The sequence below is a fragment of the Proteiniclasticum ruminis DSM 24773 genome (genome assembly GCF_000701905.1).
Taxonomy (GTDB): domain Bacteria; phylum Bacillota; class Clostridia; order Clostridiales; family Clostridiaceae; genus Proteiniclasticum; species Proteiniclasticum ruminis.
This window is the reverse complement of sequence record NZ_JNKC01000005.1, coordinates 240,896-266,078: the sequence shown is the minus strand read 5'-3', so window position 1 is coordinate 266,078 and position 25,183 is coordinate 240,896. Positions and strand designations below refer to the sequence as shown.

General features: G+C 42.1%; 28 protein-coding genes. 14 read left to right on the top strand and 14 right to left on the bottom strand.

From position 1 onward, the window contains the following. Positions 1-9 precede the first annotated feature (9 nt). The 12 genes from T487_RS0107935 to T487_RS0107880 all read left to right on the top strand — a co-directional run bounded on the left by T487_RS0107935 (position 10) and on the right by T487_RS0107880 (position 7,514). Positions 10-978, top strand: a complete 969-nt coding sequence (locus T487_RS0107935; RefSeq protein WP_031576269.1) for an ABC transporter substrate-binding protein — start codon at positions 10-12, stop codon at positions 976-978. Positions 979-986: 8 nt separating this feature from the next. Continuing rightward, a complete protein-coding gene (locus tag T487_RS0107930) occupies positions 987-2,033 on the top strand; it encodes a FecCD family ABC transporter permease (protein ID WP_031576268.1) in 1,047 nt (348 codons plus the stop codon). Continuing rightward, positions 2,030-2,827: an ABC transporter ATP-binding protein gene (locus T487_RS0107925; protein WP_031576266.1), complete on the top strand. Its 798-nt coding sequence runs from the start codon at positions 2,030-2,032 to the stop codon at positions 2,825-2,827. Before T487_RS0107930 ends, T487_RS0107925 begins: the two co-directional genes overlap by 4 nt. Continuing rightward, positions 2,824-3,354 carry a cob(I)yrinic acid a,c-diamide adenosyltransferase gene (locus T487_RS0107920; RefSeq protein ID WP_031576264.1) on the top strand — a complete coding sequence of 177 codons (531 nt, stop codon included), beginning with the start codon at positions 2,824-2,826 and terminating at the stop codon, positions 3,352-3,354. Before T487_RS0107925 ends, T487_RS0107920 begins: the two co-directional genes overlap by 4 nt. A 248-nt stretch (positions 3,355-3,602) precedes the next feature. After that, positions 3,603-4,112, top strand: coding sequence for a Na+/H+ antiporter subunit E (locus tag T487_RS15910; RefSeq protein WP_051651596.1), 510 nt, complete (start codon positions 3,603-3,605; stop codon positions 4,110-4,112). Then, positions 4,109-4,375: an MrpF/PhaF family protein gene (locus T487_RS0107910; protein WP_031576260.1), complete on the top strand. Its 267-nt coding sequence runs from the start codon at positions 4,109-4,111 to the stop codon at positions 4,373-4,375. Before T487_RS15910 ends, T487_RS0107910 begins: the two co-directional genes overlap by 4 nt. A gap of 12 nt (positions 4,376-4,387) precedes the next feature. Then, the gene (gene mnhG / locus T487_RS0107905) at positions 4,388-4,702 is read left to right on the top strand and encodes a monovalent cation/H(+) antiporter subunit G (protein WP_031576259.1); all 315 of its coding nucleotides are present in this window, start codon (positions 4,388-4,390) and stop codon (positions 4,700-4,702) included. Beyond that, positions 4,689-4,928 carry a hydrogenase subunit MbhD domain-containing protein gene (locus T487_RS0107900; RefSeq protein WP_031576256.1) on the top strand — a complete coding sequence of 80 codons (240 nt, stop codon included), beginning with the start codon at positions 4,689-4,691 and terminating at the stop codon, positions 4,926-4,928. Before mnhG ends, T487_RS0107900 begins: the two co-directional genes overlap by 14 nt. Further along, entirely contained in the window at positions 4,925-5,233 is a 309-nt protein-coding gene (gene mbhE, locus T487_RS0107895) for a hydrogen gas-evolving membrane-bound hydrogenase subunit E (protein ID WP_031576254.1), read from the top strand. The genes T487_RS0107900 and mbhE overlap by 4 nt, the downstream gene beginning before the upstream one ends. Continuing rightward, positions 5,226-5,651: an MnhB domain-containing protein gene (locus T487_RS0107890; RefSeq protein ID WP_031576252.1), complete on the top strand. Its 426-nt coding sequence runs from the start codon at positions 5,226-5,228 to the stop codon at positions 5,649-5,651. Before mbhE ends, T487_RS0107890 begins: the two co-directional genes overlap by 8 nt. Further along, positions 5,648-6,025, top strand: a complete 378-nt coding sequence (locus tag T487_RS0107885; RefSeq protein ID WP_031576250.1) for a cation:proton antiporter subunit C — start codon at positions 5,648-5,650, stop codon at positions 6,023-6,025. Before T487_RS0107890 ends, T487_RS0107885 begins: the two co-directional genes overlap by 4 nt. Next, positions 6,018-7,514, top strand: a complete 1,497-nt coding sequence (locus T487_RS0107880; RefSeq protein ID WP_031576248.1) for a complex I subunit 5 family protein — start codon at positions 6,018-6,020, stop codon at positions 7,512-7,514. Before T487_RS0107885 ends, T487_RS0107880 begins: the two co-directional genes overlap by 8 nt. A 109-nt stretch (positions 7,515-7,623) precedes the next feature. Here T487_RS0107880 and T487_RS16695 read toward each other — a convergent pair whose 3' ends face one another. Beyond that, entirely contained in the window at positions 7,624-7,779 is a 156-nt protein-coding gene (locus T487_RS16695; protein WP_242848035.1) for a hypothetical protein, read from the bottom strand. A gap of 31 nt (positions 7,780-7,810) precedes the next feature. Between T487_RS16695 and T487_RS15905 the strand changes: the two genes are divergently transcribed. Both T487_RS15905 and T487_RS0107870 read left to right on the top strand, forming a co-directional pair. After that, positions 7,811-9,577, top strand: a complete 1,767-nt coding sequence (locus T487_RS15905) for a complex I subunit 5 family protein (protein WP_242848034.1) — start codon at positions 7,811-7,813, stop codon at positions 9,575-9,577. Positions 9,578-9,591: 14 nt separating this feature from the next. Beyond that, on the top strand, positions 9,592-11,445 hold the full coding sequence (locus T487_RS0107870; protein WP_031576244.1) for a complex I subunit 5 family protein: 1,854 nt from the start codon (positions 9,592-9,594) through the stop codon (positions 11,443-11,445). A 548-nt stretch (positions 11,446-11,993) separates the two neighbouring features. On the opposite strand, the gene T487_RS0107865 is transcribed toward T487_RS0107870, so the two are convergent. The 13 genes from T487_RS0107865 to T487_RS0107805 form a co-directional block, all read right to left on the bottom strand. Continuing rightward, entirely contained in the window at positions 11,994-12,986 is a 993-nt protein-coding gene (locus T487_RS0107865; protein ID WP_031576230.1) for a tyrosine recombinase XerC, read from the bottom strand. Positions 12,987-13,602: 616 nt separating this feature from the next. Further along, complete coding sequence (locus tag T487_RS16690; protein ID WP_242848033.1) at positions 13,603-14,592, bottom strand: DUF4829 domain-containing protein; 990 nt, start codon at positions 14,590-14,592, stop codon at positions 13,603-13,605. A gap of 13 nt (positions 14,593-14,605) precedes the next feature. After that, on the bottom strand, positions 14,606-16,108 hold the full coding sequence (locus T487_RS0107855; protein WP_031576223.1) for a hypothetical protein: 1,503 nt from the start codon (positions 16,106-16,108) through the stop codon (positions 14,606-14,608). Beyond that, positions 16,083-16,988 (bottom strand): PstS family phosphate ABC transporter substrate-binding protein, encoded by a 906-nt coding sequence (locus T487_RS0107850; RefSeq protein ID WP_051651594.1) that lies wholly within the window; start codon positions 16,986-16,988, stop codon positions 16,083-16,085. The genes T487_RS0107855 and T487_RS0107850 overlap by 26 nt, the downstream gene beginning before the upstream one ends. 136 nt (positions 16,989-17,124) lie before the next feature. Beyond that, positions 17,125-17,508 (bottom strand): protease inhibitor I42 family protein, encoded by a 384-nt coding sequence (locus tag T487_RS0107845; protein ID WP_051651593.1) that lies wholly within the window; start codon positions 17,506-17,508, stop codon positions 17,125-17,127. A 160-nt stretch (positions 17,509-17,668) separates the two neighbouring features. Further along, positions 17,669-18,202 (bottom strand): hypothetical protein, encoded by a 534-nt coding sequence (locus T487_RS0107840; RefSeq protein ID WP_031576195.1) that lies wholly within the window; start codon positions 18,200-18,202, stop codon positions 17,669-17,671. Between the two features lie 15 nt (positions 18,203-18,217). Next, positions 18,218-19,213, bottom strand: coding sequence for a flotillin-like protein FloA (floA, locus tag T487_RS0107835; RefSeq protein ID WP_031576192.1), 996 nt, complete (start codon positions 19,211-19,213; stop codon positions 18,218-18,220). A gap of 15 nt (positions 19,214-19,228) precedes the next feature. After that, positions 19,229-19,489: an NfeD family protein gene (locus T487_RS0107830; protein ID WP_051651592.1), complete on the bottom strand. Its 261-nt coding sequence runs from the start codon at positions 19,487-19,489 to the stop codon at positions 19,229-19,231. Between the two features lie 6 nt (positions 19,490-19,495). Next, positions 19,496-20,788 carry an NfeD family protein gene (locus T487_RS0107825; RefSeq protein ID WP_031576187.1) on the bottom strand — a complete coding sequence of 431 codons (1,293 nt, stop codon included), beginning with the start codon at positions 20,786-20,788 and terminating at the stop codon, positions 19,496-19,498. Between the two features lie 232 nt (positions 20,789-21,020). Further along, positions 21,021-21,617: an alpha/beta hydrolase gene (locus T487_RS0107820; RefSeq protein ID WP_207638303.1), complete on the bottom strand. Its 597-nt coding sequence runs from the start codon at positions 21,615-21,617 to the stop codon at positions 21,021-21,023. Between the two features lie 175 nt (positions 21,618-21,792). Then, a complete protein-coding gene (locus tag T487_RS0107815; RefSeq protein WP_031576182.1) occupies positions 21,793-22,554 on the bottom strand; it encodes a hypothetical protein in 762 nt (253 codons plus the stop codon). A 147-nt stretch (positions 22,555-22,701) separates the two neighbouring features. After that, positions 22,702-24,129, bottom strand: a complete 1,428-nt coding sequence (gene purB, locus T487_RS0107810; RefSeq protein ID WP_031576180.1) for an adenylosuccinate lyase — start codon at positions 24,127-24,129, stop codon at positions 22,702-22,704. Between the two features lie 32 nt (positions 24,130-24,161). After that, on the bottom strand, positions 24,162-25,067 hold the full coding sequence (locus tag T487_RS0107805; RefSeq protein ID WP_031576179.1) for an MBL fold metallo-hydrolase: 906 nt from the start codon (positions 25,065-25,067) through the stop codon (positions 24,162-24,164). Positions 25,068-25,183 lie beyond the last annotated feature (116 nt).

Genomic DNA, 25,183 nt, shown 5'->3' with positions numbered 1-25,183 from the left:
AATATATTAATGTATAAAAAAAATAAGACAACAAAACTCATGCTGGTTCTTTTCCTTGTGATGCTGGTATTCAGCGGCTGCAGTGGCAAGAAAGGAGAAATTGACCCTTCTGTCCCAAGTGTGGAAACGGAAACACCTTCAGGAAACACTCTTGATACAGTATATCCTCTTGTTGTTACTGATAGTACAGGCAATGAAGTCACCATCACGGAAAAGCCCATGAAAGTGGTGTCTTTGGCACCAAGCATCACAGAAACCTTCTTCGCCTTGGGCGTAGAAGAACTTTTGGTGGGCAGGACAGAATACTGTGATTATCCATCAGAGGTTTCCGGTATTGAATCCGTTGGTACGCTTCAGGAGCCGAACATAGAGAAGATAACAGATCTGGAAGCGGATCTCGTCATTGCTTCTACGCATTTCAAGGAAGAGGTGCAGAAGAAACTGGAGGAGCTGGGGATAACGGTTCTAGTTCTTAATCCGAATGACAGCTTTGAAGGAGTCTATGATGTCATCGGGAAAATGGGAACAGTTCTGGACGCTCAGGTAAAAGCAGAAGAGATTATTTCTTCTATGAAAGAAAAGGTTTCTTCCGTGGAAGAAAAAGTAAAAGAGCTGTCTTCCCCATCCGTCTACTACGTAGTCGGCTATGGAGAGTTTGGAGATTATACTGCAGGGAAGGGCACGTTCATCAGCGAGATGATTGAAAGAGCAGGTGGAACCAATATCGCGGATGATGTGGAAGGATGGAGCTATAGTCTGGAGAAGATTGTGGAGCATGATCCGCAAATCATCATTGTCTCAAAATACTATGAGACGAAAAATGGATTTATCAGTGCAGAAGGATATAAGGAGCTGACTGCAGTGAAAGAAGATAAAGTGGTGGAGATTGACAGCAATCTTATTGATAGGCAAGGTCCTAGACTTGCGGACGGATTTGAAGATCTGGCCAGAGCCATACACCAGGATGACTTCCAGTAGGGGGAGCCATGGCTTATTATGAGAAAAGAAAGTATTACAGAAGGCTCTTCATGGGGATGCTCCTTTTCCTAATGGCCTCCATGGTTCTGGCGACCACTGTGGGAGCAGCAAATATTTCAATGAAGGACAGTCTGAAAATACTTTTGGGAGAGGTTCCTTATCTGAAAGAGCTGTTTTCATGGCCACAGGTGGAAGAAAAGTTCCGTGTCATTGTTCTTTCGATCAGACTGCCGAGAATCCTTCTTTCAGCAGTGGTTGGGACAGGGCTTTCTGTGGTAGGCGCATCTTTTCAGGGGCTTTTTAAAAACCCCATGGCAGACCCCTATATCATGGGGGTATCTTCCGGTGCCGCGCTGGGGGCGGCAGCCGGGATTACAATTTTTACAGGTGGATTTCTGTCGGTGCAGGTCATGGCCTTTTTAGGCGCACTTTCCGCGGTTCTCCTGGTGTTTCACATTGCCAGAACAGGACATAGGATCCCAGTGCTTCCTCTCATCTTAGCGGGTGTTGCCATCAGTGCCATGTCTTCTGCCGTGATTTCGATGCTGATGATCTTTCATCGGGACCAGTCGGATCAGATCATCTTCTGGACCATGGGCTCTGTCGCATCGGCCTCATGGGCAGACCTCATCTATGTTGGTCCCCTTGTGTTGCTGTCCGTGGTTCTTTTAAACCTGTACAGACGGGAGCTGAACCTGATGATTTCGGGTGAGGATACGGCCTACAGCCTGGGGGTGGATGTGGAGAAAGTGAAGAAGAGACTTCTGATCCTCTCCTCCTTCACTGTAGCAGTCATTGTTTCGGTCAGCGGAATTATTGGATTTGTGGGACTGATTGTCCCTCATGCTGTCCGGATGCTTTTAGGAGGCGACCATCGTGTGCTGCTTCCTTTCTCAGCGCTGGCTGGTGCTTTATTTATGCTCTTCTCGGATACGCTGGCCCGTACTGTTCTAGCGCCTATGGAAATACCAGTGGGTGCGGTTACTGCTCTATTTGGCGCACCTTATTTTATCCTGCTTCTTTACAGAAGCAAAAAAAGTGGAGGCTTTCTATGAATGAGTTATCTGTTTCTTCACTGCGGTTTTCTTATGGAAAAGAGGAAGTGCTGAAAGACCTTTCCTTCTATGTCAAGAAAGGATGCTTTTACAGCATATTGGGACCTAACGGATCAGGTAAGACAACAGTTCTTCGGCATATACAGAAACTGCTTCTGCCCCAAAGCGGGAAAGTGATGCTGGGTACAGAAGAAGTGAGACAGATGAAGATTCGGGATCTAGCGAGGAAAATCGCCACAGTGCCTCAAGAAACCCATGTGTCTGTGGATTTTCCCGTTCTGGACTTTGTCCTTGCAGGCAGAGCGCCCTATCTGAAAAGGTTTGAAAATGAAACTTCATCTGATTACAAAAAAGCAGAGGAAGCAATGATTGCGACAAACACCTGGCAATACAGCCATAAATCTGTATTAGAGCTGTCAGGTGGTGAACTTCAAAGAGTAGTGGTGGCAAGAGCCATGGTTCAGGAACCGGATCTTCTTCTTTTAGACGAGCCTGTCTCACATCTGGATCTTCGTCATCAGGTGCTGATACTGGATCAGGTGAACAGCTATTGCAGAAAGAACAACAGCACAGTGATTTCAGTTCTCCATGACATCAATTTGGCCATCACCTATAGTGATGAACTGATTCTCATGAAAAAAGGGGAAATTTTTGCGAAAGGGGTGCCAGAAGACATCATCACCGAAGAGAATCTAAGAGAAGTTTATGAAACAGAATGCCTGATCATTCAGAATCCATTGAATGGCAAACCCTATGTGATACCGAAGATCAGTAAAAGGAGAGAGGAAGAATGAGTACCAAAGGACAGATTCATATCTATACGGGAGAGGGAAAAGGAAAGACTACAGCTGCACTGGGATTGTCCATACGAGCTGCAGGAAGAGACAGAAAGGTACTGTTTGTTCAGTTTCTAAAAGGTCAGGATACCGGAGAGCAGTATCTGATGGAAAAGATACCACAGATTACCCATGTGAAACTGGCAAATGCACGGACCTTTTTTCGTGCTTTGACTGTTGAAGAACAGAGAACCCTGATCGAAGAAACAGAGAAGGAATGGGAAAGTCTGTATACACAGATCATGAGCGGACAATTTGAACTCGTCGTTTTGGATGAGATCATGGCGGCCATGTATCTTGGCATTGTATCAGAATCCAAGGTGCTGAAACTTCTTCAAGAGAAGCCGATACAGATGGAATTGGTGCTGACAGGACGGAATGTCCCTGAACTGGTTTTAAAAGAAGGGGATCTCATTACTGAAATGAAAAAAATCCGACATTATTATGACCAGGGCATTCTATCGAGAGAAGGAATTGAATATTAGATTTGATGAGACATCTGCAGTGCAGGTGTCTTTTTCTGTTGGCAGACCAGAAATTATGTTATTTCTATAATGACAGACAAAAATAAGATTCATAAGTAGATTGGTTATGACCTAAGAACTAAATTATCAAATTATCATATTTCAGGATGAAAAACTCAAATTTCATTGAAAACGATGTGCATTTACGATAAAGTAACTAGTATAGTAGGTAGTTATTCGAAATATTATCAATAGTTGTGAGGTGTCGGATGGAAAAGAAAAATAAAATCTCTTTAAAAAATTACTGCTTTATGTATATTCTCTTCATCCTTTTTTGGATTGTTATAGACGGAAAACTAACCGTAGAGTCTGTCCTTATAGGAAGTATTGCTGCTTTCGCAGTAATGATTCTCAATAAGGATTTATTTTTTAATGAGACCGAAGGCGGGCCTCTTACTTTCAAGTATATCTTAAGGTATACGGTGATGATTGGTGTTCTTCTTGTGGAAATAGTGAAAGCGAATATTGCAGTCGCAAAAATTGTGCTGAGTAAGGATATGCCTATTGAGCCTATGTTCATTAAGATTCCAGCATCTCCAAAGAAGAAATTACATAAAATGATTTATGGAAATCTCATCACGCTGACGCCGGGTACCCTCACAGTGGATGAGGAGCAGGGAGAGTTTGTCATACATGCCATAGACAGGAGTGCAGCAGAGGGATTAAAAGGAAATACGCTAGAGAAACATGTGCTGGATCTCGAAAGGGAAGAATCATGAGTACCACTCTTTTAACTGTATATTCGATTGTCTTGTCACTCTTTGCGTTTTTATGCCTTTACCGGGCTTATGCCGGGCCCACTACAGCAGACCGGGTGGTTTCCATTAATGTCATCTCCACAAAAGTGACTGTTCTTATCGCGGTGATTGCAGTTTTAACCGAACAGAACGCATTTATCGATGTGGCTGTTATTTATGCGATGATGGGGTTTATTGCCACCATTGCTGTTTCAAAGTATATCGAAAAAGGGAAACTATATTAGGAGGTGCATTGTATGCTTAAAGATATCACTATACTTCTTCTGGCATTATCCAGTTTATTCTTTTTTATGGTAGGCACTGTTGGTTTGATCAGGCTTCCTGATGTATTCAGCAGGATGCACGCGACTACGAAAAGCGATACACTTGGGGCGGGACTTGGCTTGTTGGCCCTCATGGTCTATAAAGGATTGGATCCAGTGAGTCTCAAGCTTCTGCTGATTCTTGTGTTTATATTTATTACGAATCCTGTAGCTGCGCATATCATTGCAAAAGCTGCCTTTCACAAAAAAATGAGGAATCAGAAGGAGGATGATCATGGCGCTGTTTAATGTCATTCTTATTGTTTTTCTCATCGTATCGGCTATTGCCGTGGAAAGAACCAAAGATCTTTTAGGCGCAGTGATTATCTTTACAGCATACAGCCTTGTGATGTCACTTTTGTGGCTTCTTCTTCGTGCACCCGATGTTGCGATGACAGAAGCGGCCATTGGTGCTGGAATCACGACCATATTGTTTGTTGTAGTAATCAGCCGTACGGGGAGGATGGAAAAATGAAAAAATTATTTACATTTACCATCTTAGGGGGACTATTGATTGTGCTTTTAACGAGTATTACAGAAATCCCACCGTTGGGAGAAGAGAAGAACCCTGCTTATAATGAAGTGTCTGAGTATTATGTGAATGAAAGTGCACAGGATACTGGTGCACAGAATATCATAGCAGCCATCATTACAGATTATCGGGCATTTGATACTTTAGGGGAGACAACAGTTCTCTTTACCGGTATTGCAGCAGTAACTGCAATGATCGGTGTTCCTCATGATAAAGGAAAGAAGGAGGATCAGGAACATCATGGATGATTTATTTGTCAAACTCACAACAAGAATGATCTTGCCCTTCATTCAGCTTTATGGACTATATGTGATTATCCATGGCCACGTATCTCCTGGAGGCGGTTTCTCTGGAGGAGCAATTTATGCAGCAAGTATTGTTCTTTACACCTTAGCCTTTGGTCTTAAAAAAGGCAAAGAAAGGATGCCTCATGGGCTTTCGTCCAAGATTGAAACCGGAGGGATTCTTGTTTATATTCTTGTAGGATTGTCTGGGATTTTTCTTGGATATACATTCCTGACCAATATTGAGGCGGGTTTCCCCATTGGCACTTTTGGCAAAGTGCTGAGTGCGGGATTGATACCCGTGGTGACCTTTGCCATTGGTCTGAAGGTTATGAGCACAATTGTCACATTGTTTCATACTATGCTGGAGGAAGATTCATGAATTTGAAAATGATGATGGAAAACATCAATTATATTGGTGCGATGATTCTTTTTGTCATCGGATTATATACTGTGCTGACCCACTCCAATCTAATTAAGAAAATCATCGGTATTAATATTATGGAGACGTCCATATTTCTATTTTTTGTGTCTATAGGGTACAGAAAAGGTGCGGCAGCCCCCATTTACGAGTCTATAAGCGGGGAAGGATTCTTCGTGAACCCCCTGCCTGCAGCACTGATGCTTACGGGCATTGTGGTAGCTGTCAGTATTACTGCATTCTCCTTGAGTATTGTGATTAAAATTCATGAAGCATATGGAACCATTGAAATGGACGAGATCATCAGAATAAGGAGTGTGGAGTCTGATGAATAGTCCTCATTTACCCGTTTATATCCTAATGGTTCTCCTGATCTTTGCCGTCACAATACCGCTGTACATGAAAGCTTATGGAAGATGGTTCAATATTCTCATGATGAGTGTTCTTTCCGGTACAGCGGGACTGGCGATTCTTGAACTTCTTAAAGTCAGTAGGGAAGGCGCATACAGTTATACCTTTGGAAATTATGAAGCCGGTATCGGTATACAGTTTCTTGTAGATGATTTTTCGGCGCTCATGACTTTTATTGTACTTCTTTTAGGACTCTTAATTGTGCTGTTTTCGTTGAAAGATCTTGATCACGAGATTGAAGCTGAAAATAAATACAGATATTATACGTTGGTTTTTCTGATGCTTTTTTCTATGATTGGGATGATTTTCACCAATGACATGTTCAATCTGTATGTATTCATGGAGATTCTTTCTCTTGTATCTGTAGCGGTGATTTCCATCAAAAAGAAGAAAGATACGCTGATGGCTTCTATGAAGTATCTGATGATGGGGGCCATTGGTTCTGTGACCATACTTATGGGATTTGCGCTCCTTTATATGGTCACAGGGCATCTGAATATGACATTGATTTTTACGGAAATTAATGAGGTTTGGGAACAATACCCCAGAAACATTCTACTGGCAATGGGATTTATTCTTACTGGTTTTGGTATAAAGGCTGCCATTTTTCCGCTTCACAACTGGCTTCCAGATGCCCACTCCAGTGCGCCAACACCCTCTAGTGCATTGCTGTCAGGGCTTGTTGTGAAGGCTTATGTATTTGCCATCGCCAAAATGATGTATCGTGTGATTGGGCAGGAGATCTCTGTAAATATTGGTATCAATAACTATATTATAATATTCGCAGTCATGAGTATGATTATGGGATCGGTTTTTGCGCTGACACAAAGAGATATCAAAAGAAGACTTGCTTATTCCAGTGTGGCTCAAATTGGATATATTTTTCTTGGGTTGGCCCTTGCAACACCTATGGGGTTTTCTGCAGCGTTATTTCATGTCATCTCGCATGCGTTCATGAAATCGGCACTGTTTCTTAGTGCAGGTTCCATAATCTATCTCACAGGACGCCGTGATGTCAAAAATATGGATGGGATCGGCTATGAAATGCCCATCACCATGACAGTCTTCAGCATCGGTGTACTTGGCATGATTGGAATACCAGGAACCAGCGGGTTTATGAGCAAATGGTATTTGGGGCTTGCAGTTCTTGATGCAGGACATCCAGGGCTTCTTCTTGTCATTTTGCTCAGCAGCTTCTTAAACGCGCTTTATTATCTGCCGATTGTCATCGCAGCGTTTCTTCGTGAAAGACCGGGAGTCCCTCTTGAAATGCACAGAGATGGAATTCCAAGAACCATGAAGATTTCAATGGTGCTTGTTGCAGCTGGAAGTATTGTGATCGGATTTTTCCCCCATCTTGTCATGGACATCATTGAAAAAGCGGTGCCCACATTTATCCAGATGGGACTGTAGTGGAGGGATATGTGAAAGAAAAAAAGAATCGGTCAAGTAACACGAAAAAAGATTGTAGTTGCAAGAAAAGCAAGGAGCTAGACTCATATTGCGTCAGCTGCATTATTCTTTATATTGTTCTGGGAAGTCTTTTTGCTGCGTTTTTGCTTTTTGCTAAGAATGTTGAAAGGGAACAGATCAGTGGGGTGATGCTCTTTCTTGTAAATCTTGCAGATGGCATTTCCAATTCGCTGAATAATCTCAAAAGTCTTCCGCTTATGATCATCCTAATCCCCCTTATTGGAGGACCTGTGGAGATGTATTTTTTTAGAAGAAGAGAAAACGCAAGAGATATGGCCATTGTTTATACAACAGTCTTAACGTTCTTTCTGATTCTTGCTCTATTTCCGCAAGTTCTGGAAGGGACGATGCGCTTTGAGATTCCAAGAGCGTTGGGGCTTGGAATCAGATTCAAAGTAGATATGCTCGGGTTTATTATGCTTGTGGTGTCATCAATTTTATGGGTTCTTGTCATCATGTATGCTCATGACTACATGATGATTGAGAAACATAGAAACAGATTTTTTCTCCAGATGAGTATCACCTATGCAGGAGTCCTTGGAACAATTATGGCTGGAGATCTGATCACCATGTTTCTGTTTTTTGAACTGATGACCTTTGCGTCCTATTTTCTTGTTGCTCATAATCAGTCCAAGGATTCCTTGATTGCTGGAGACGTCTTTATATATATGGGGGTGGCTGGAGGATTGGCACTGCTGCTTGGGATTATCCTCCTTTATGTGAATACAGGAACGGTGGCTTTTGTTCCACTGGCTGCAAGAATCAGCACACTAGGGAATGTGAAATATCTTATTTCAGGTCTATTTTTAGTTGGATTTGGTATAAAAGCAGGAATGCTTCCACTTCATATATGGCTTCCTCGGGCACACCCTGTGGCTCCAACACCTGCCAGTGCTCTGTTATCAGGACTTTTGATTAAAATCGGTGCCTTTGGTATTTTGCGGGTTCTTACCAGTTTCTTTATGCCGGCTAAGGGTGCATATGTGTCTTACGAAAGTCCCATCTGGGATCTCAGCATAGATCTTGGAGCAGCAATGATCTGGATTGGAATTGTCACCATGGCTGGGGGAGTCTTTATGGCTTTGCAGCAAAGTAATATGAAAAAAATGCTCGCATATCATAGTGTAAGTCAAATGGGATATATCATCATGGGAATTGGCGTGGCAGCTTATCTTGGTCCTAAGGGCGCCATGGGCTTCTCCGGGGCAATATATCACATGGTCAATCATGCGCTGTTCAAAGCTCTCCTATTCATGGTAGCGGGTGTTATTTACTTAAGGACTCATGAACTTGACATGTATCAACTCGGTGGCATGTGGAGAAAGTTCCCTTTTACAGCGCTGGTTTGTCTTATTGCAGTGCTTGGTATTACAGGAATGCCTCTATTTAATGGGTATGCGAGCAAATCAATTCTCCATCATGCAATTGTGGAAGCTTACGAGTACGGGCATCCTTCCTTCCGATATGCGGAAATGATGTTTACACTCACCAGTGCGGGAACAGTTACTTCATTCATTAAACTGTTTGGGTTTGTTTTTGTTGGGAAAATGCCTTTAAAATATGAGAAAGTCCAAGGCGAGAGTTTTATGATGAGTCTTGGTATGGGAGGTCTGGCGCTTCTTATTGTTCTGATAGGGTTATTCCCAAATTTTGTCATGGACCAGTTTATTATCCCAGCAACAGAAGGATACGCATACAGCAGCGAATTCATTAAAAAATATCTTATGGATATGAATTTCTTCAATATACAGGATCTCATTACCATGATTTATGTTTATGGTATTGGTATTGCGATCTTCTATCTGGGAATCCGCTTCCATTTATTCCATCTTCATCTTCCACGGTGGATGGATGGAGATTTCACCATGAACAAAGGAATTCGGAAGAAGACGCTTGCGATGTCAAATTCTTTTTTGCATGGAATGGAGACATCAATCATAAAAAGTGATGTTGTGATCTATGCACTGGTGCTTCTTGGAATTATTCTGTATCTGATTACATAACGGGAGGGATCTTTGTGAATGCAGTACGGCTTGCGGTGCAGCTCTGGCTGCCAGTAATTCTTCTTGTGGTGGGACTTCTTGAACTATTCCTCATACCGCTATTAGGGGGGAGGAGGAGAAGAGTCAGAAGGATGACGGTGCGTGGAGTGATTCTGCTGACTCTGATTTCTATGGTGTCTATTTTTACAGAGGTTTTGGAGGCGCCGATAGAATACAGGATGGCAAATTTATTCGGCAATGGCATAGTTTTCCGGATTGATATGCTGAGTCTTACCTTCATGATATTCGCAGCATTGATTTTCTTTACGGTTAGTCTTTATACGGCAGTGGATATCAAAGGTTGTGGAAGAGAACGAAGTTTCTATATGTTTTTCATGATCACCTATATGGCTACAATTGGAACGCTTATGGCTGGGGACTTATTAAGCTTTTTCCTGTTCTTTGAAATCATGACGTTTGCGAGTTTTGCGTTGATGGTTCATGAACGAGGTCAGAAGGTTATAGAAGCGGGAAGTATCTATATTTATTATGGCATCGCAGGAGGGCTCTCTATTCTAGCTGGAATACTGGTTCTTTCTGCATATACTCAGAACTATGAATGGATTACATTGGGACAGAAGTTTGGTGAGATTGGTGTGGTAAAGTATGTATCGGCTGTTTTCTTTATCGTTGGATTCGGTATTAAAGCGGGTATGGTTCCTTTGCATCATTGGGTTCCAGTGGTATACCCCAAATCTCATCTATCAGTGAATGCTCTCTCTTCGGGGATTTTAATGAAAATAGGTGGTTATGGAATTGTTAGGCTTATTATTTCTGTTTTATCCAGCACCAAAGGACAACAGGAGACGAATGTGACTACAATTCTATTAACCTTAAAGGGTATTGGTGCTGTGGTCATCTGGGTTGGAATGATAACAATGATTTTTGGTGTGATTGCAGCGCTGGAGCAGGAAAAGATGGTAAGAATGCTCGCATATCACAGCGTCAGTCAGATGGGATATGTCATTATGGGTATTGGTGTTACAGCTTATCTTGGTTTTGATGGTGCCATGGGATTTGCGGGAAGTATCTACCATATGATCAATCATGGGATGTTTAAAGCGTTGCTCTTCATGGTGGCTGGTGTGGTGTTTTTTAGAACGCGAGAAAAGAATATGTATAAGCTTGGTGGATTGTATCGGAAAATGCCATTTGCTGCGATTGTAGGGTTGATAGCTGTTTTTGGGATCACAGGTATGCCTTTGTTCAATGGTTTTGCAAGTAAGTCCATCTTACATCATGCTATCATCGAAGCATATGAGTATGGCCATCCAGTATTTCGGTGGGCAGAATATATTTTCACCTTTGTCAGTGCATGTACAGCGGCTTCATTTATAAAACTATACTCCCATGTGTTTCTTGGGCCTATGCCTGAAAAGTACAAGTATGTTAAAGAAAAATACAATATTGGCACAATAGGGATGGGGGCGCTGGCTCTGTTTATCATCATTATTGGGATTTTCCCGAGCTTTATCATGGATTATGCAATCATTCCGAGTGCCAGAGCGCTGGAATTTAATCCATACTTTATTGAGAAGTATCTGGTATCCATGAATTTTTTCCACACGAAGGATTTAAATTCAATGCTTGTTGTATACAGTGCCGGATTTGTGATATATATTGCGGGCATGAAATTTAATCTATTTCATTTTCATCTTCCAAAACAATTGGATCCTGAGAGTGATTACTATCGAAATTTTTACACAAAATCTGGAGAATGGATACGATCTATCTTCAGGAAATTAGAACAATTTATCACCACTTCAGATGTGTTTATTTATGGCGTGATGCTTCTGCTTCTGATTATCTTGCTTTTTAGTTTTCTGTAGTATTGATAAAAGCCCAACTGTTACAGTTTATTCTGATACAGTTGGGCTTTTTATTGAGTTATAAAAAAGGGGATATATTATGAAGTAAAATAGGCAAATCAACTGATGTAACAATATGGGTTGTTAAAAATTATCAATACCTTCATGCTTTTCTTTCATTTATATTATCTGAATATTAAAATAGTGTCATTAACAGGAGGACGAAATTATAGAGAGATTTCAATAAAATGAATATTAGGAATAATTAGTAATTTATAAAAATACGCAAAATTATACATAAATATGAAATGTTTTTAGTCTGTCATTGAGCTAAGTAGAGGCTTCAGATCGTACTAGTTGATAATCTAAATACATAATTTATCTGCTACACGTGAGAAGAAAAGGGGAGGTGGAAGGGGGAAGGGGGAATGTAGATATCCCCAATATTTACATTTAAATAATTATGTAAACCTATTTCGATTGAAATTACATAAAATTAAAACACAACATATAGAATTAATAGATGTTAATAAAATCAATATGTTGTGTTTTTTGGGGTTATTTAGATGTTATTCTGTTTCTTCTGCTAATGGGTTCAGTTTTACAGCTTCACGCAAGGCCTCGTTATCAACATGAGTATAGATCTGAGTCGTTGAGACATTTTCATGCCCTAAAATCATTTGAAGACTTCTGATATCTACTTTTCCGTGCTTGTACATGAGTGTAGCAGCAGTGTGTCGAAGTTTATGAGGTGAATATTTTTCGTCAAATAAACCAGCAGTATGCACGTGTTTTTTAACTAAAATTTCCACGGTTCTTTTATTTATGGGTCTTTTGTGGGTGGACAAAAATAGATAATCTTTGTATTCATCTTTTGTTTCGATGTTGGAACGAACTGTGAGATATTGCTGGATGCTGCTTAAGCTGGCTTGATTCAGATATACAACTCGTTCTTTATTTCCTTTACCGATGACGGTGAGTGTATCATCTTTCATCTTGCTAAGTCTGATGCTTACAAGTTCAGAGAGACGCATTCCGCAGTTTAGAAACAGTGTAAGGATACAGTAATCTCTTTTGAAGTTTATATTATCTTTATCCATGGATCTTAGGAGAGTTCGGCTTTCGTCTAAGGTAAGGTAGACGGGGTTTCTTTTCTTGATTTTCGGCCTTTCCAGTTCTAAAGTTGGATCTTTATCGATGATACGGGCTTTGACGGATAAGTATTTAAAAAAAGTTTTGATACAGGCCGTTTTTCTGGCTCTTGCATATGCGGAATTATGACGCTGTTTATCCATGTAAGATAAGAATGCATAAATCTCTGAGAGTGTCACTTTTTTTATGAAATCATCATTAACGTCATGAATCAGGATCTGATCAAATGGAACATCGGGTTGGATTTGTTTTCTGTGTCTTTTTAAAAAGCGGAAGAATAAGCCGAGATCGTACCGGTATGCTTCAATAGTGCTGTCGGCTTTCCCACGGATGGTGCTGGAGTAGTTGAGAAAGTCAAGAACACGCTCGGGGTAAACTTCATAGTAGGTAGTTGAATTTTCGTTGCTCATAAATACCATCCTTATTACGTAATCAGAAGGGCGATTTCGGTGAAATAACATGAAATCTGCTGTTGTACCTCTATTATATCGCATTAAATTCGCGAAATCAACATTTCGCGAAATAAATTATTTAAAGGGATATACCGCCTCTTCTGATTATTTTCGCGATGTTTCTTCATTCTTGCTGTTCGGAACAGTTGAATGATCCCCCTGATATTCATTTTAGTGTTTCACTTGCTCAAGTTTTTACAGCTGAGCTTTTGCTGCTTGTTGTTTCTTCGATAAGACTATGTGTTTATATTGGCATCCGTACTTTCCATAAGTGCCTGGTGGTTCAATCGATACTTGGTTTGTGACCATTCTGAGTGTGGTTTTTATATTCGATCAATGAATGTACTTTGTGTTTCGTCCGGTAATCTCTTTCTTATGGTGCTGTACATTTTGAGAGATTGACAAAATTTATCAATACCCCGAAGAAGTTCGGGATTTTCCTTCTACTTTTTATGTTACTATGTATTCAAGATAAGTTTTGCCCAAAGAGCTTATCACTTCAATCCATCACGCAATACGATAAAGAACTAGGAAAGAGTTGTGCTCTCCCTAGTTCTTTTTCGGTGTTTGAGATTCAATAACCTTGATCATCGATGCGCCACGGATCCCCTTTTCTGCTTCTTATCAGGATCCACTGATAGTCGGTGTAGGTGCTGTTTGGGTTTAGTACAGGGTTTTCATCTGTATCAGCTGTAATGAACTCAGAAAGGATCACCAGGACATTTTCGGGGCTGATACCGTTGATTTTACCCCTTCCGTAGTTCATATAGGAATTACGGAGTTTAGTAGTCTTATCCTCTTCGTACCACAGTTTCTTCAATGTGGCACCAGGAAAACTGAAGTTTTCTTCGATGAGACTCATACCACTTCTGATTTCTTCTTCTGTGAAATTCATTGGATCTTCCTCAATGAGCTGCTCAACCTCATTTCTTAGAAACAGACTGTTTATTGGGACCAACTCCTTGATATGTGTCCCATCCTTGAGTTGCAAAGTATCTCCTTCTATTTTAAAGATATAGTATTCTTCTTTTGATACTTCCAATATAAGCTCATCTCCAGAGATTCTATAAGTTCCTTGTGGAACATAGGATGTAGCCGCATCTCTCATGAAGACGAAAGTCTGGTCGGGTCTCAGATAGATCCATGTGCCACCTGAAATTCTAGCATCATCCATCAAGTATTTTCCTGGAGTTGGGATGTGATCCACCCTTTTTGTAAATTTCTGCCATTTCTGGTCAATGGATACGACCACATACTCTTCTGTATCCGTTATTAGGGCGTAGGAGCCGTTATTTAAAGGGAAGTTGATTGTTCCTTCTTCGGCTGGGAATTCGGTCCCTGGTATGATGTGAGTCACTTTCTGGATGATAGACGGATCCACTTCTATAGGAAGATTTTCTCCTGTTGCTGTGTACACCAAGCCATCCACGTAAATACTGGGTGGTTTGGTGTTTGGTGTTTCTGAAAGGTTTTCTGAACTATTATTTTTGTTATTGATGCTGCAAGCAGAAATAGTCATCAGAATTACAGACATCAGTAACATAAGAATAGAAATTTTTTTCATGGGATTTCTCCTTCTAATCAAAAAATATGAGGTGATCTAAACCGATTTCTTTAAAAGGCAGCCCAAACTGTATAGGGGATTCTTCCTTTTCACTGGACTTAACGGGCTTCGTTGTAAAGTAGAGCCCATCTCCAGAGATTCGGAATGTAAGGCTCTCATAGAGTTCATCCACGTTAGGATCAAATTTCTTCTGTTCGTAAGATATGGAGTCCTCCAGAAGACTCATGATGACAGGTTTGTAGTCGAAATCAGGTTTGAATACTTTTTCTATTGTGAGTACTTCCCCTTCAGGAGAATAGACGCTGAAAAAGTTTCGGAAGACAAACTGCTCATTAGGACCAGAGTAGTTCATAGCGATGGAAGCCGAAATATACTCTCCAGTAAATGAAATACTTCCTTCTTTATAAACAGTTCTTACATAATCTGGAGGAGTTTCATTTGGATCAAGGTGTGTGATGAAATCATCCACGATGCTTTGAGGGATTGCTGGAGCATACCTGTAATTAATGTAGTAGTCCACCCCATTTTTGTTTTCCTGATAGGATTTACCTGTGACATATTTATCGTAACTGCTGATCATTGTAATATTTGGCGTATTTTCGTCCAAGTAGAGGTTGTCGACGTCCGCAGAAAAACGTTCTTCTATTGCCAAAATATCCTTTAATTCAAGGTAAGGGATATTCAGGTATTGAGTATTGTATTGAGTGTTGAACTCTGGCGTCTCACTATCCAGAAGCAGAACCAGCGTATTATATGAAAGGAAGAACTTTGGGTTTTCGCTGATTCCTTTAAAAGGTGCAACAAGTTCAACGCTTCCGAACCATTCCCGATACTCCTCATAGGAGAACTCTTGCTCCAAAAAAATCTTGATATAATCGTTGATGATTTTCTCGTAGTTGGCATCATTTACAAAGAGATCCTCAAAATGCACTGTTTCTCCAGTGGCAAGATCCAACGTGAGGGTCTCGGTGAAGTCCAAATAAATATCTTTGCTGGGATCACCATTGCTGTATACCAGGCTGCTGTTGCTGGCTAAAGACAAGAGATTATTAAAGTTGAAGGTTGGATAGGTATTGATATAGTGCTCTTTCAGTTCATACTCTTCGGTGATTACTCTCTTTATGCCCCGATATGGAGGGATTGTGAGCTGCTTTCTGCTGTCATGAAAAGTTTTAATTTTTTCGTTGATGCTTTTTTGGAGGTTTTTATCTTTGTACCCTCGCACTTGGGCATAGGTTTCCCCAAAGCCGTCTTTCAAATCTTTTGTCACAGTATCTGTTACGAGAGAATTCTCAATCATGTAGACAAAATGCACTGGGGAATGAACCTGTTTGAATGGAGACTCATGAGGAGTCTTTGGTATATTGCTTTGTGATGGACTGGCTGGCAAGTCTTGTGGTTCTTGAATATCCGGCTGACAGGCTGTGGAGAGAAAAACGAAAAAACATAAAATGAATACATTGAGATACTTTATTTTCCAGTTCAGCAGCTTATTTCTTTTCTGTAACTTTAACATATCCAGCCTCCTCCATCAGGTTCTGGCCGTCCTCAGAAAGAATGTAAGAAATGATTTTTCTCACATCAGAGTCTTTTACTTCCTCTTTTCGTATGACTGCATAATATGCGGTGTGGATGGGATATTCATGTGAACTGATGGTCTTATTGTTGGGCTCAATACCATCTACAGAAAGAAGCTTCACGTTCTCATTCCCCCACATTTCACTTGTATAGTAATAATAGGAGTACCCAATCCCGCTGGGTTCGTTGGTGTAGGCTGCTACGGTATCAATGAGCTCCCCCATTCCTGCGATGACCAGTGTGGAGGGGGCATCCATGGGCTGCTGGTCCTTCATCACCAGGTCGAGAAAACCGGTCTGGCTCCCTGAGTCCACCGGCCTCTGGTAGGCTGTGATTGGGAGATCCTCCCCACCCACCTCTTTCCAGTTGGTGATTTCACCTTTGTAAATACGTTGAATGTCCTCTAGGGAAAGGTTCGTCACGGGGTTATCGGCTCCAGTAAGGAAAACAAAAGCTTCACTGACGATTGGAATAACTTCAAGCTCCACATCTTTTTGTTCTGCCAGCTCCAGTTCACCTGCGGAAGGACTGGTGACAAAAATCAGGTCCGCTTTCTTCTCGATGAGATTCACATAAGCCTGATGGGTTTTATTGTGCAGAACGTATTGCCTGGCAGTTTCCAGATCAAGATTCATAAGGGAGACGGCCAAGTGCTCTGAAAGTGGAATAGTTACGGTAGAGCCATCTATGATGGGATAGGTTTCGGGTGTGAAGCTGGGTTTGGCGACAGGTGAAGCATTGTTGCTGCATCCTCCTGCGAAAACACCAATTACAACGATAATAAGTAGCGATAATAGATTTTTTTCCTGTGATTTCATCCGCTGACATCCCCCTTTATCGATATCGTCTAAAAATTCTCAATTCTATTGTAACTTTGTTGGAAGACTGGTAGATGACATTTTGGAAAAGAAATGAAAAGCTGTCTCATAATAAGACAGCTTTTTCATGAGTCACTTATTCTTTGTTCTTTACATCCACGGATTGGATCTTACCATCATCAGTCACAAAAATGCTATAGCTTCTTACTTCTATTGCAGTATCTTTACTTTCCCAATTTCGATAATATCTGAAGGTCAAAGTGACATTACCTTCTTTCTGTCCAGTAAAGCGATACAGATGCGTTCCTCCGCTTCCAACGGTACCTTCTGTGGGGGATGCACTGTATTCATCCTTCTCCAGCTGCAGCACAGTTGTATCAAAATCATCCATAGTCCAGCTGTAACCCGTGGTGGGATTCTCTTTAAGGATAATCTCCAGCCGCTTCTCTTCTGCGGTGACTTCCTGCGGCAAACGATCATTGCTGCAACCAAAAATAATGAGCAGCGGTACCATCAGCATGAGACATTAGAGTGTTTTTGTGAATCTCATGGAAGAACACTTCCTTTCCTTCCTATTACAACATAGTTGTAGCACATGTAGACTATTAAAAGACAACAAACTGATGAATTTTTCACAGAATAAAACACCCCCAATATGGAGGTGTTTTATTAAGTTTCAGTTACTTCCTTAGAGATAATGGTTTATCCAGAATTTCACTCCAGATAATTCCTTTCTTTGCATCCGACAGATCCAGCTCAAACTCATCACTGAAGTCAGCTTGAGCTTCGTCATCTAATGTGATGATCTGAAGTCCGCCGGTATCCTCTTGATCCATATCGGAGAAAAAATCAGCTGTTGATGTGGTTATATCAGGGGGTGTGCTAGAACCAGCAGGTTCTGACATATCCATGGATCTTTTGGCTTCTTCTATTCTTCGGGCTCTCTCCTCGTCTCTTTTTTTCTCTTCAGGAGATTTTAGAATCTCTTCCCCTGCAAGAGCATTGAATATCGATGTCAGGCTGTCCTGAAGCGATTCTCTGTTTCTTGGAGAAGAAGATGTTGCCTGGCGAGGTCTTGAGCTGAGCGAGGGTGTTTGAGGTCTTTGGTTCTGTGGAAAGGAAGATCCTTGTCTTTTATTCTGAATCTGTTTTTTGTTGTTTTTTCCCAGGGCGGAAATAACCCCGAAAATAATCAGCATAACGATAAAATCCATAGGAGACCTCCTATCTTAGTCTTCCTTCTGCGTGCCCTTCTGTGGCTGTTTTCCTGTCTGAGAAATAGCATCTCTCATATTGGTATCCGCCATGATATTTTTCATGTTGTAATAATCAAAGGCACCAAGGTGACCTTGTCTGAATGCTTCTGAAAGAGCTTTTGGCACTTCAGCCTCCGCTTCTACTACTTTAGCTCTCATGGCCTGTACTTCAGCTCTCATTTCCTGTTCCTGAGCCACAGCCATAGCTCTTCTCTCTTCTGCTTTAGCCTGGGCAATCTTCTTGTCCGCTTGCGCCTGATCTTCCTGAAGCTTTGCACCGATGTTTCTTCCGATATCTACGTCTGCGATATCGATGGAGAGAATTTCAAATGCAGTACCAGAATCCAGACCTTTTTTCAGTACTGTAGAAGATATGGAATCAGGGTTTTCAAGTACAGACTTATGGTCTTCTGCAGAACCAACAGTTGTGACGATACCTTCACCGACTCTTGCGATGATGGTTTCCTGACCAGCACCACCTACTAGGCGGTCCAGATTCGCACGTACTGTAACTCTAGCTTTAACTTTCACCTCAATACCGTTTTTAGCTACGGCTGAGATGAATGGTGTTTCAATGACAATCGGGTTAACGGACATTTTAACTGCTTCCAAAACATCTCTACCGGCTAGATCAATGGCAGCGGCTCTTTCAAATTCCAGAGGAATCTGAGCTCTTTCTGCAGCAATCAGTGCGTTGACAACGCGATCCACGTTACCACCAGCAAGATAATGTGCTTCCAGTTTATTTCCGTTTAGGTTCAGTCCTGCTTTGTCTCCCTTAATCCATGGGTTAACAATTCTGGATGGAACAACTCTTCTTAGTCTCATACCGATCAGGTTAAAGAATCCAACCTTGACTCCTGCAGCAAGTGCGCTGATCCATAACCCCACAGGGATGATGGTAAACAGAAGGATCAATGCAACTAATATTATGATAAGAATGAAGATAGGTCCAAATAAATCAGGCATTTATACACAACTCCTTTATAGTTCTTTCACGATGACGCGCATTCCTTCGACTCCGGTTACAATAATTTTTGAACCGGCTTCAAGAAATTCTCCTCGGGTAACAACATCTACAGGTTCTCCGTCAATGTTGGCGGTTCCTGCCGGGCGTAGAGTAGTTTTTGCCACACCAGTTTTCCCCGTCAGGTCTTTCAGGCCTGGCTTTGCGGCCACATACCCGTTTTCTTTAGTTTCTTCCATGTTGAGCACAAGTTTTTTGAAAAACTTCTTTAATGGCATGCATGATCACTCCTTCCTCACTTCTCTGACAATGACGCGCATGCCTTCGACATCCATCACTTGAATGAAGGTTCCTTCTTCGACATATTCACCAGAAGTAACTACATCAACAAACTGGTCCTCAATTTCGGCAGTGCCAGATGGTCGCAATACCGTTTTTGCGGTACCAGTCTTTCCAATGAGGGATTGCAAACCGGGCTTGGCGGCTGTATAGCCTTTTTCTTTTGTTTCGGATGTATCCAGGACCAGGTGCTTGAATACTCGCCTTCCGGGCGTGAACCTGAGCACAATGGCAACTAGAACCACGGAGCCGATGATGGCAATTACCAGAGACTGTACCGCAGACGCTGGGTCCGGTGTTGCGAGAAAAATACTTCCAAACATCGCAACTAGGCCCAAAATACCCGTGATTCCGAATCCTGGTATGACAAATACCTCCAGAATCAGAAGGACCAGTCCCACGATGAAAAGGAGTACGGTTTCCCATCCGGAAGCTCCTGAGAGGATGCCTCCGCCAAAGTACAGAGAAAGAGCTCCGAGTCCTATGGCACCTGGAATACCGAAGCCTGGTGTAAAGAACTCAATGAGAAGTCCCGCAATACCTATGGTGAGAAGCAAAGTGCTGATGGCTGAAGATGTCAGGAAATCTGTAACAAAGTTGATGGTTGTTTTCCCGGTGGATCCAATGACGTTCAGGTTTTTCTCTTGTCTGAAATCCTGTTCTCCATTATAAACCCCATCTGTCATTCCAGTATTCAGTGCTTCCTCAGCAGTGAGTGTAAGGAGTTTTCCGCTTTCCACAAGGCCGTCAATTGCAATGGTTTCATCAGCCATGGCCCTTGCAATTTGTGGGTCTCTTCCGTTTTTCTGTGCTTGGGCTGCAAGTTCAGCTGACCAGACAGACACAGTCTTCTCATCCGCCCGCTCTCCCCCAATCTGAGGCTCCGCACCTCCAATGGTTGATCCCCCTACCATATACATTTCGCTGCCGCTGAATGCAAGTAGAGCTCCAGCAGAGATTGCGCTGCCGTCTACAAGTACAAGGGTTTCCATGGAAGAGATGGTTTTGGACATTTCTAATGCGGAATCTACCCTTCCGCCCAGAGTATCCAGAACGAGATAAACAGCCTCCGCGCCGTTTTCTCTAGCCTCCTCATATGCTTTTTCCAACCACACAGACTGGCTTGGGGATACCTCTCCTCGGAATTGGATCTCCCATACATCCAGAGCCATGACGGAGGTAAGAAAAAAGCTCGCAAAAAGCACGGTCAGCATCATGGTTTTAAACAGTTGTCTCATGAGGAGTCCTCCTTTTAGTGAGCATCAGCATCAAAAGTAAAGTTATGTTTACGATGCTTCACCTTTATAATAGCACTAATATAGCGTGTTTTCTATCTTTTTCATATTTTTTAACACATACTGATGGACAATAATCTATAAGAGGATGTTCTTCATCCGATTTTTAAAGGAAAGGTGAAATCGCAGGAAGCAATAAAACGCACCTGATGGGCATCAGGTGCGCACTGTTATGTCAAGCGGTATACCATTCTTTTGCATCTTCTACTTCTTCTAGAGTTAGACGGTGACCCATTTCATAGGTTTTCATCGTGACAAACGCTCCCTGCTGGGTGAGCTCCTGCATCAGCTGAGTGGTGTTGTCATAAGGCACAATGGGATCGTTCAGCCCTGCGCCAATAAATATTTCAGCCATGTCCAGTGAAGCGGCGGGACCTGACTTCAGAGGGACCATCGGGTGAAAGAGTACGGACTTCTGAAAGACATCTCCATAGAGATAAAGCATACCTGCAATCATATTTGCGCCATTGGAGTATCCAGCGCTATGAAGAGCCGTTTCTCTCAGTTCGTACCGCGAAAGCAGTTCTTCAATCTCCTTGAGAATCTGCTTTGCCCTCATCGTGAGATCTTCCTCATCAAAGACTCCTTCAGCCAGTCTTTTAAAGAATCGGTTCATTCCGTTTTCATTGACTTCTCCACGCAAAGATAGAATATGCGCTTCGGGATCCAGCATGTGGCCAATGGAAACAAGATCCTCCTCTGTACCGCCGGTGCCGTGAAACAGCACTAAGGTGCGTGGGGCAGTCCCTTTTTGGTAGTAATGTATCATCATAATTTTCCTCCGGTTCTATAGAGATTTAGTGTGATTTTCTGAATGAATGTGGTATTTTTACTACTTCTTTTTTTCAGTGTACGGTGTATTCCATTATAAGTCAATGATAAAATTTAATTTTACTCAATTCATAAAACGATGTTCAGAAACAAAAAAAGATGATCCGAAGATCATCTTAAAGCTCTTTTCTATAGAGTATAATTCCAGTCTCTGTACTGACCACGTAGCTGAAATCGAAAATCCCAGTGTCTTCAACGGGCAGGCTGAAATAGAGATTATATACTTTTTTATTGTTGTATACATCCACCTCATAACGGATGAGGTCCTCTGTCAGAAGAGGTGCATATTTTTCCGTAGAAGCATTGGTGGCGAAATAGTTGATGATAATCTCCTTTGCTTCATCAGGAGTGATCTTATCTGCAGTATTCAGCACATCTGGGTTTTCGTATTTAAAAGACACACTGATGAGGGTTCCATCACCGGCATACTGGATGTAGATGTTGTTTCCTGTGAAAGCATCCCCTTTCTTTTCTCGTGAGATACTTTCGTATTGTTTCAGGCCTTCGTTGAATCGGATGTCCGTCTGGAACTTCGTGATGTCATAATCCAGTCTTCTCAGATTATCATTGCTCTTCAGAAGGATTTCTTCCTTAGTGGCCAATGTCGCTGCTGTGGTTGCAGGTGCTGTTCTTAAAAAGATGGTCATGAGACGGCCGTCTTCTGTAACCTCATAAAAGAATTTTGAGTCCGTATACTCTCGTACGGTTCTTCCATCGTATTCCTTGGTTCTGACAAACTTGATGTGATCCTCTGCATCTGATGTGAAGTTCAGGATGGGTCTCATCTGTTTTTCAGGATTCTCCTCTCCGTTTCTGCAGGCGCTGAAAGACACCATCGTCAGGAGTATGAGAACAAATAGACTAGTTTTTTTGAACATGGTGCTTCCTCCTTCCCTACTAAACATTCTACTGGAAAATCATAAATTACATATAAAGTTTATCATAGAATCCGGTAAAAACCCATGACTTTTGTGCAGAACAAGCGTTAAGCGAAGGTGGAGAGACATTTTTATGGAAATTCAGATCTATACCTCGATGGTTGCCTGGAGGCTGGAGCCTTTAAGGGCCTCAAGGACGGGATCCACTTCTTCCTTGATGAACTCCATAACCTGCTGTGGTGCTCTTCCCACATAGTCTGATGGATTCAGAGTCTTCTTCAGATCTTCCTCAGAAAGGCCGAATCGGCTGTCCTGTCCAATTCTATCGAGAAGATCGTTGTCAAGCCCCTCTTCTTTAACTCTTCTGGAAGCGGCCATGGAATGGGTTCTGATGAGTTCATGAAGTTCCTGACGGTCTCCGCCTTTCTTCACGCCTTCCATGATGATGTTCTCTGTTGCCATGAATGGCAGTTCCTGCCACAGGTGTTTTTCAATGATTTTCTCATACACCACCAGATTTTCTGAGATGTTCATATATAAATTCAGAACACCGTCCAAAGCAAGGAACGCTTCAGCTACGGAGATTCTTTTATTTGCAGAATCATCCAGTGTTCTCTCAAACCACTGTGTGGAAGCGGTGATGGCTGGGTTTAAAGCGTCCACGATGATGTATCTGGCGAGGGCGCTGATTCTTTCGCTTCTCATGGGGTTTCTCTTGTAGGCCATGGCAGAGGAACCGATCTGGTTTTTCTCAAAAGGCTCTTCCAGCTCCTTCATGCTCTGCAGCAGTCTCAGGTCATTACTGAACTTATAAGCGCTTTGAGCCACTTCGCTGAGTCTGTTGAGGATGATGCTGTCCAGTTTCCGGGGATACGTCTGTCCTGTGACCATGAAGCTCTTGTTGAAGTCAAAGGCTTCTGTCACCATAAGATCCAATGCTTTTACCTTCTCCTCATTCCCATCAAAGAGATTCAGGAAGCTCGCCTGGGTCCCTGTGGTGCCCTTCACGCCTCTAAATTGGAGGGTTTCAATGGTGAAGCGGAGATTCTGAAGGTCTATCAGAAGATCCTGCATCCAGAGGGTTGCCCTTTTGCCCACTGTGGTGATCTGGGCGGGCTGATAGTGGGTATATCCTAGCGTTGGTAGATCTTTATACTTCAGGGCGAAAACTTTCAGGTTTGAAAGGACCTGGAGAATTTTCTTCTCCACCAGAAGAAGACCCTCTTTCATGAGGATGAGATCGGTGTTGTCACCGACATAACAGCTGGTGGCGCCAAGATGGATGATGCCCTTTGCAGACACCGCCTGCAGACCATAGGCATGCACATGGCTCATGACATCATGACGGACGATTTTTTCTCTGGCTTCAGCTTCTTCGAAATTGATGTCGTCCTGATGCTTCCTCAGGTCTTCCAGCTGCTCGTCTGTTATGGCGAGACCAAGCTTCTGTTCAGCTTCTGCCAGTGCAATCCATAGTTTTCGCCAGGTTCTGAATTTTTTCAGATCAGAAAAAATATAGCTCATTTCTTTGGATGCGTAACGTCTGGTTAAGGGGCTTTCGTAGGTGTCTCTCATGGTTCCTCCTTGGTTTGCCTTACTTTTAGGCATTAACGTTGATGAGATATTTTGGTGTATTTAAGAAAATCATCCTCTAGCACGAGGGAGATTTTACCGGTTTCCTCCAAGTATTCGATGTAGCAGCGCAGCATCCTTTCCACCACAATGTATTTGAATGGTGTGGAGATGTTGATGTGCATGGATCGGGACAGGGGTTTCAGAATATCTTCAAAAGTCATGGGTTTATCAATGACTTTAAGGATTTCCTCCGACCGGTTTTTATAAAAGTAGATGTTGTCTGTGATGAGATCTTTGATGTCAGAGTAAATGCCCTTGTGCGCCAGAATATACCAGCTGGATCTCAAGTGATAGAGTTTCATTTTACTCATGAGATCTTTGGACAGAATATGCGCATAGGGCAGTTTTGAACTTTTCATGACTTCTTCACTGATGAGGGCATCTCCGATGTAGGTCACATCATCTGGAGTAGTGATGGTAATGTGTCCGGCACTGTGTCCTGGTGTATGGGTGATGGAGAAAGGAACACCTTGAAACAGAAGTTCCGTTTCTTCCTCCTTTATGAATCTGTCCGTTTCAACCACCATATGCCCGAAGTGGTCTTTGATTCTGTTCATTGGATAGTTTCCATAGAAAATCTTCAAGTTCAGCAAAGAAGAGACAATCTCGGCCTCTACTTTAGGCATGGCGATGGGACAGCCGTATTTTTCTTTCAGTACGGCAGCATTTCCCACGTGGTCAATATGTGCATGGGTACAGAGAATTCCAGAAACTGTAAGGTGTTCTTTCTCGAGAAAATCCAGAAGAGAAGCTTCATGCTCTCTTTTGAGCCCTGTATCCAGAAGAATGATTTCTGTCTCGCTCTTTTTATAGTACGGCAGATGAAGTACAGGAAGATCCAGTACGTATGTGTTGCCTGCCACATGTATGCTTTTCATAAACTCCCTCTTTCCACTTCATAGAATCGTTCAGCAGTCTTATTATACACCAAAACACATACGATTTTCTTAAAAATATAAAAATTGTATGTGTTTTATAAACGCAAAAGAAAACT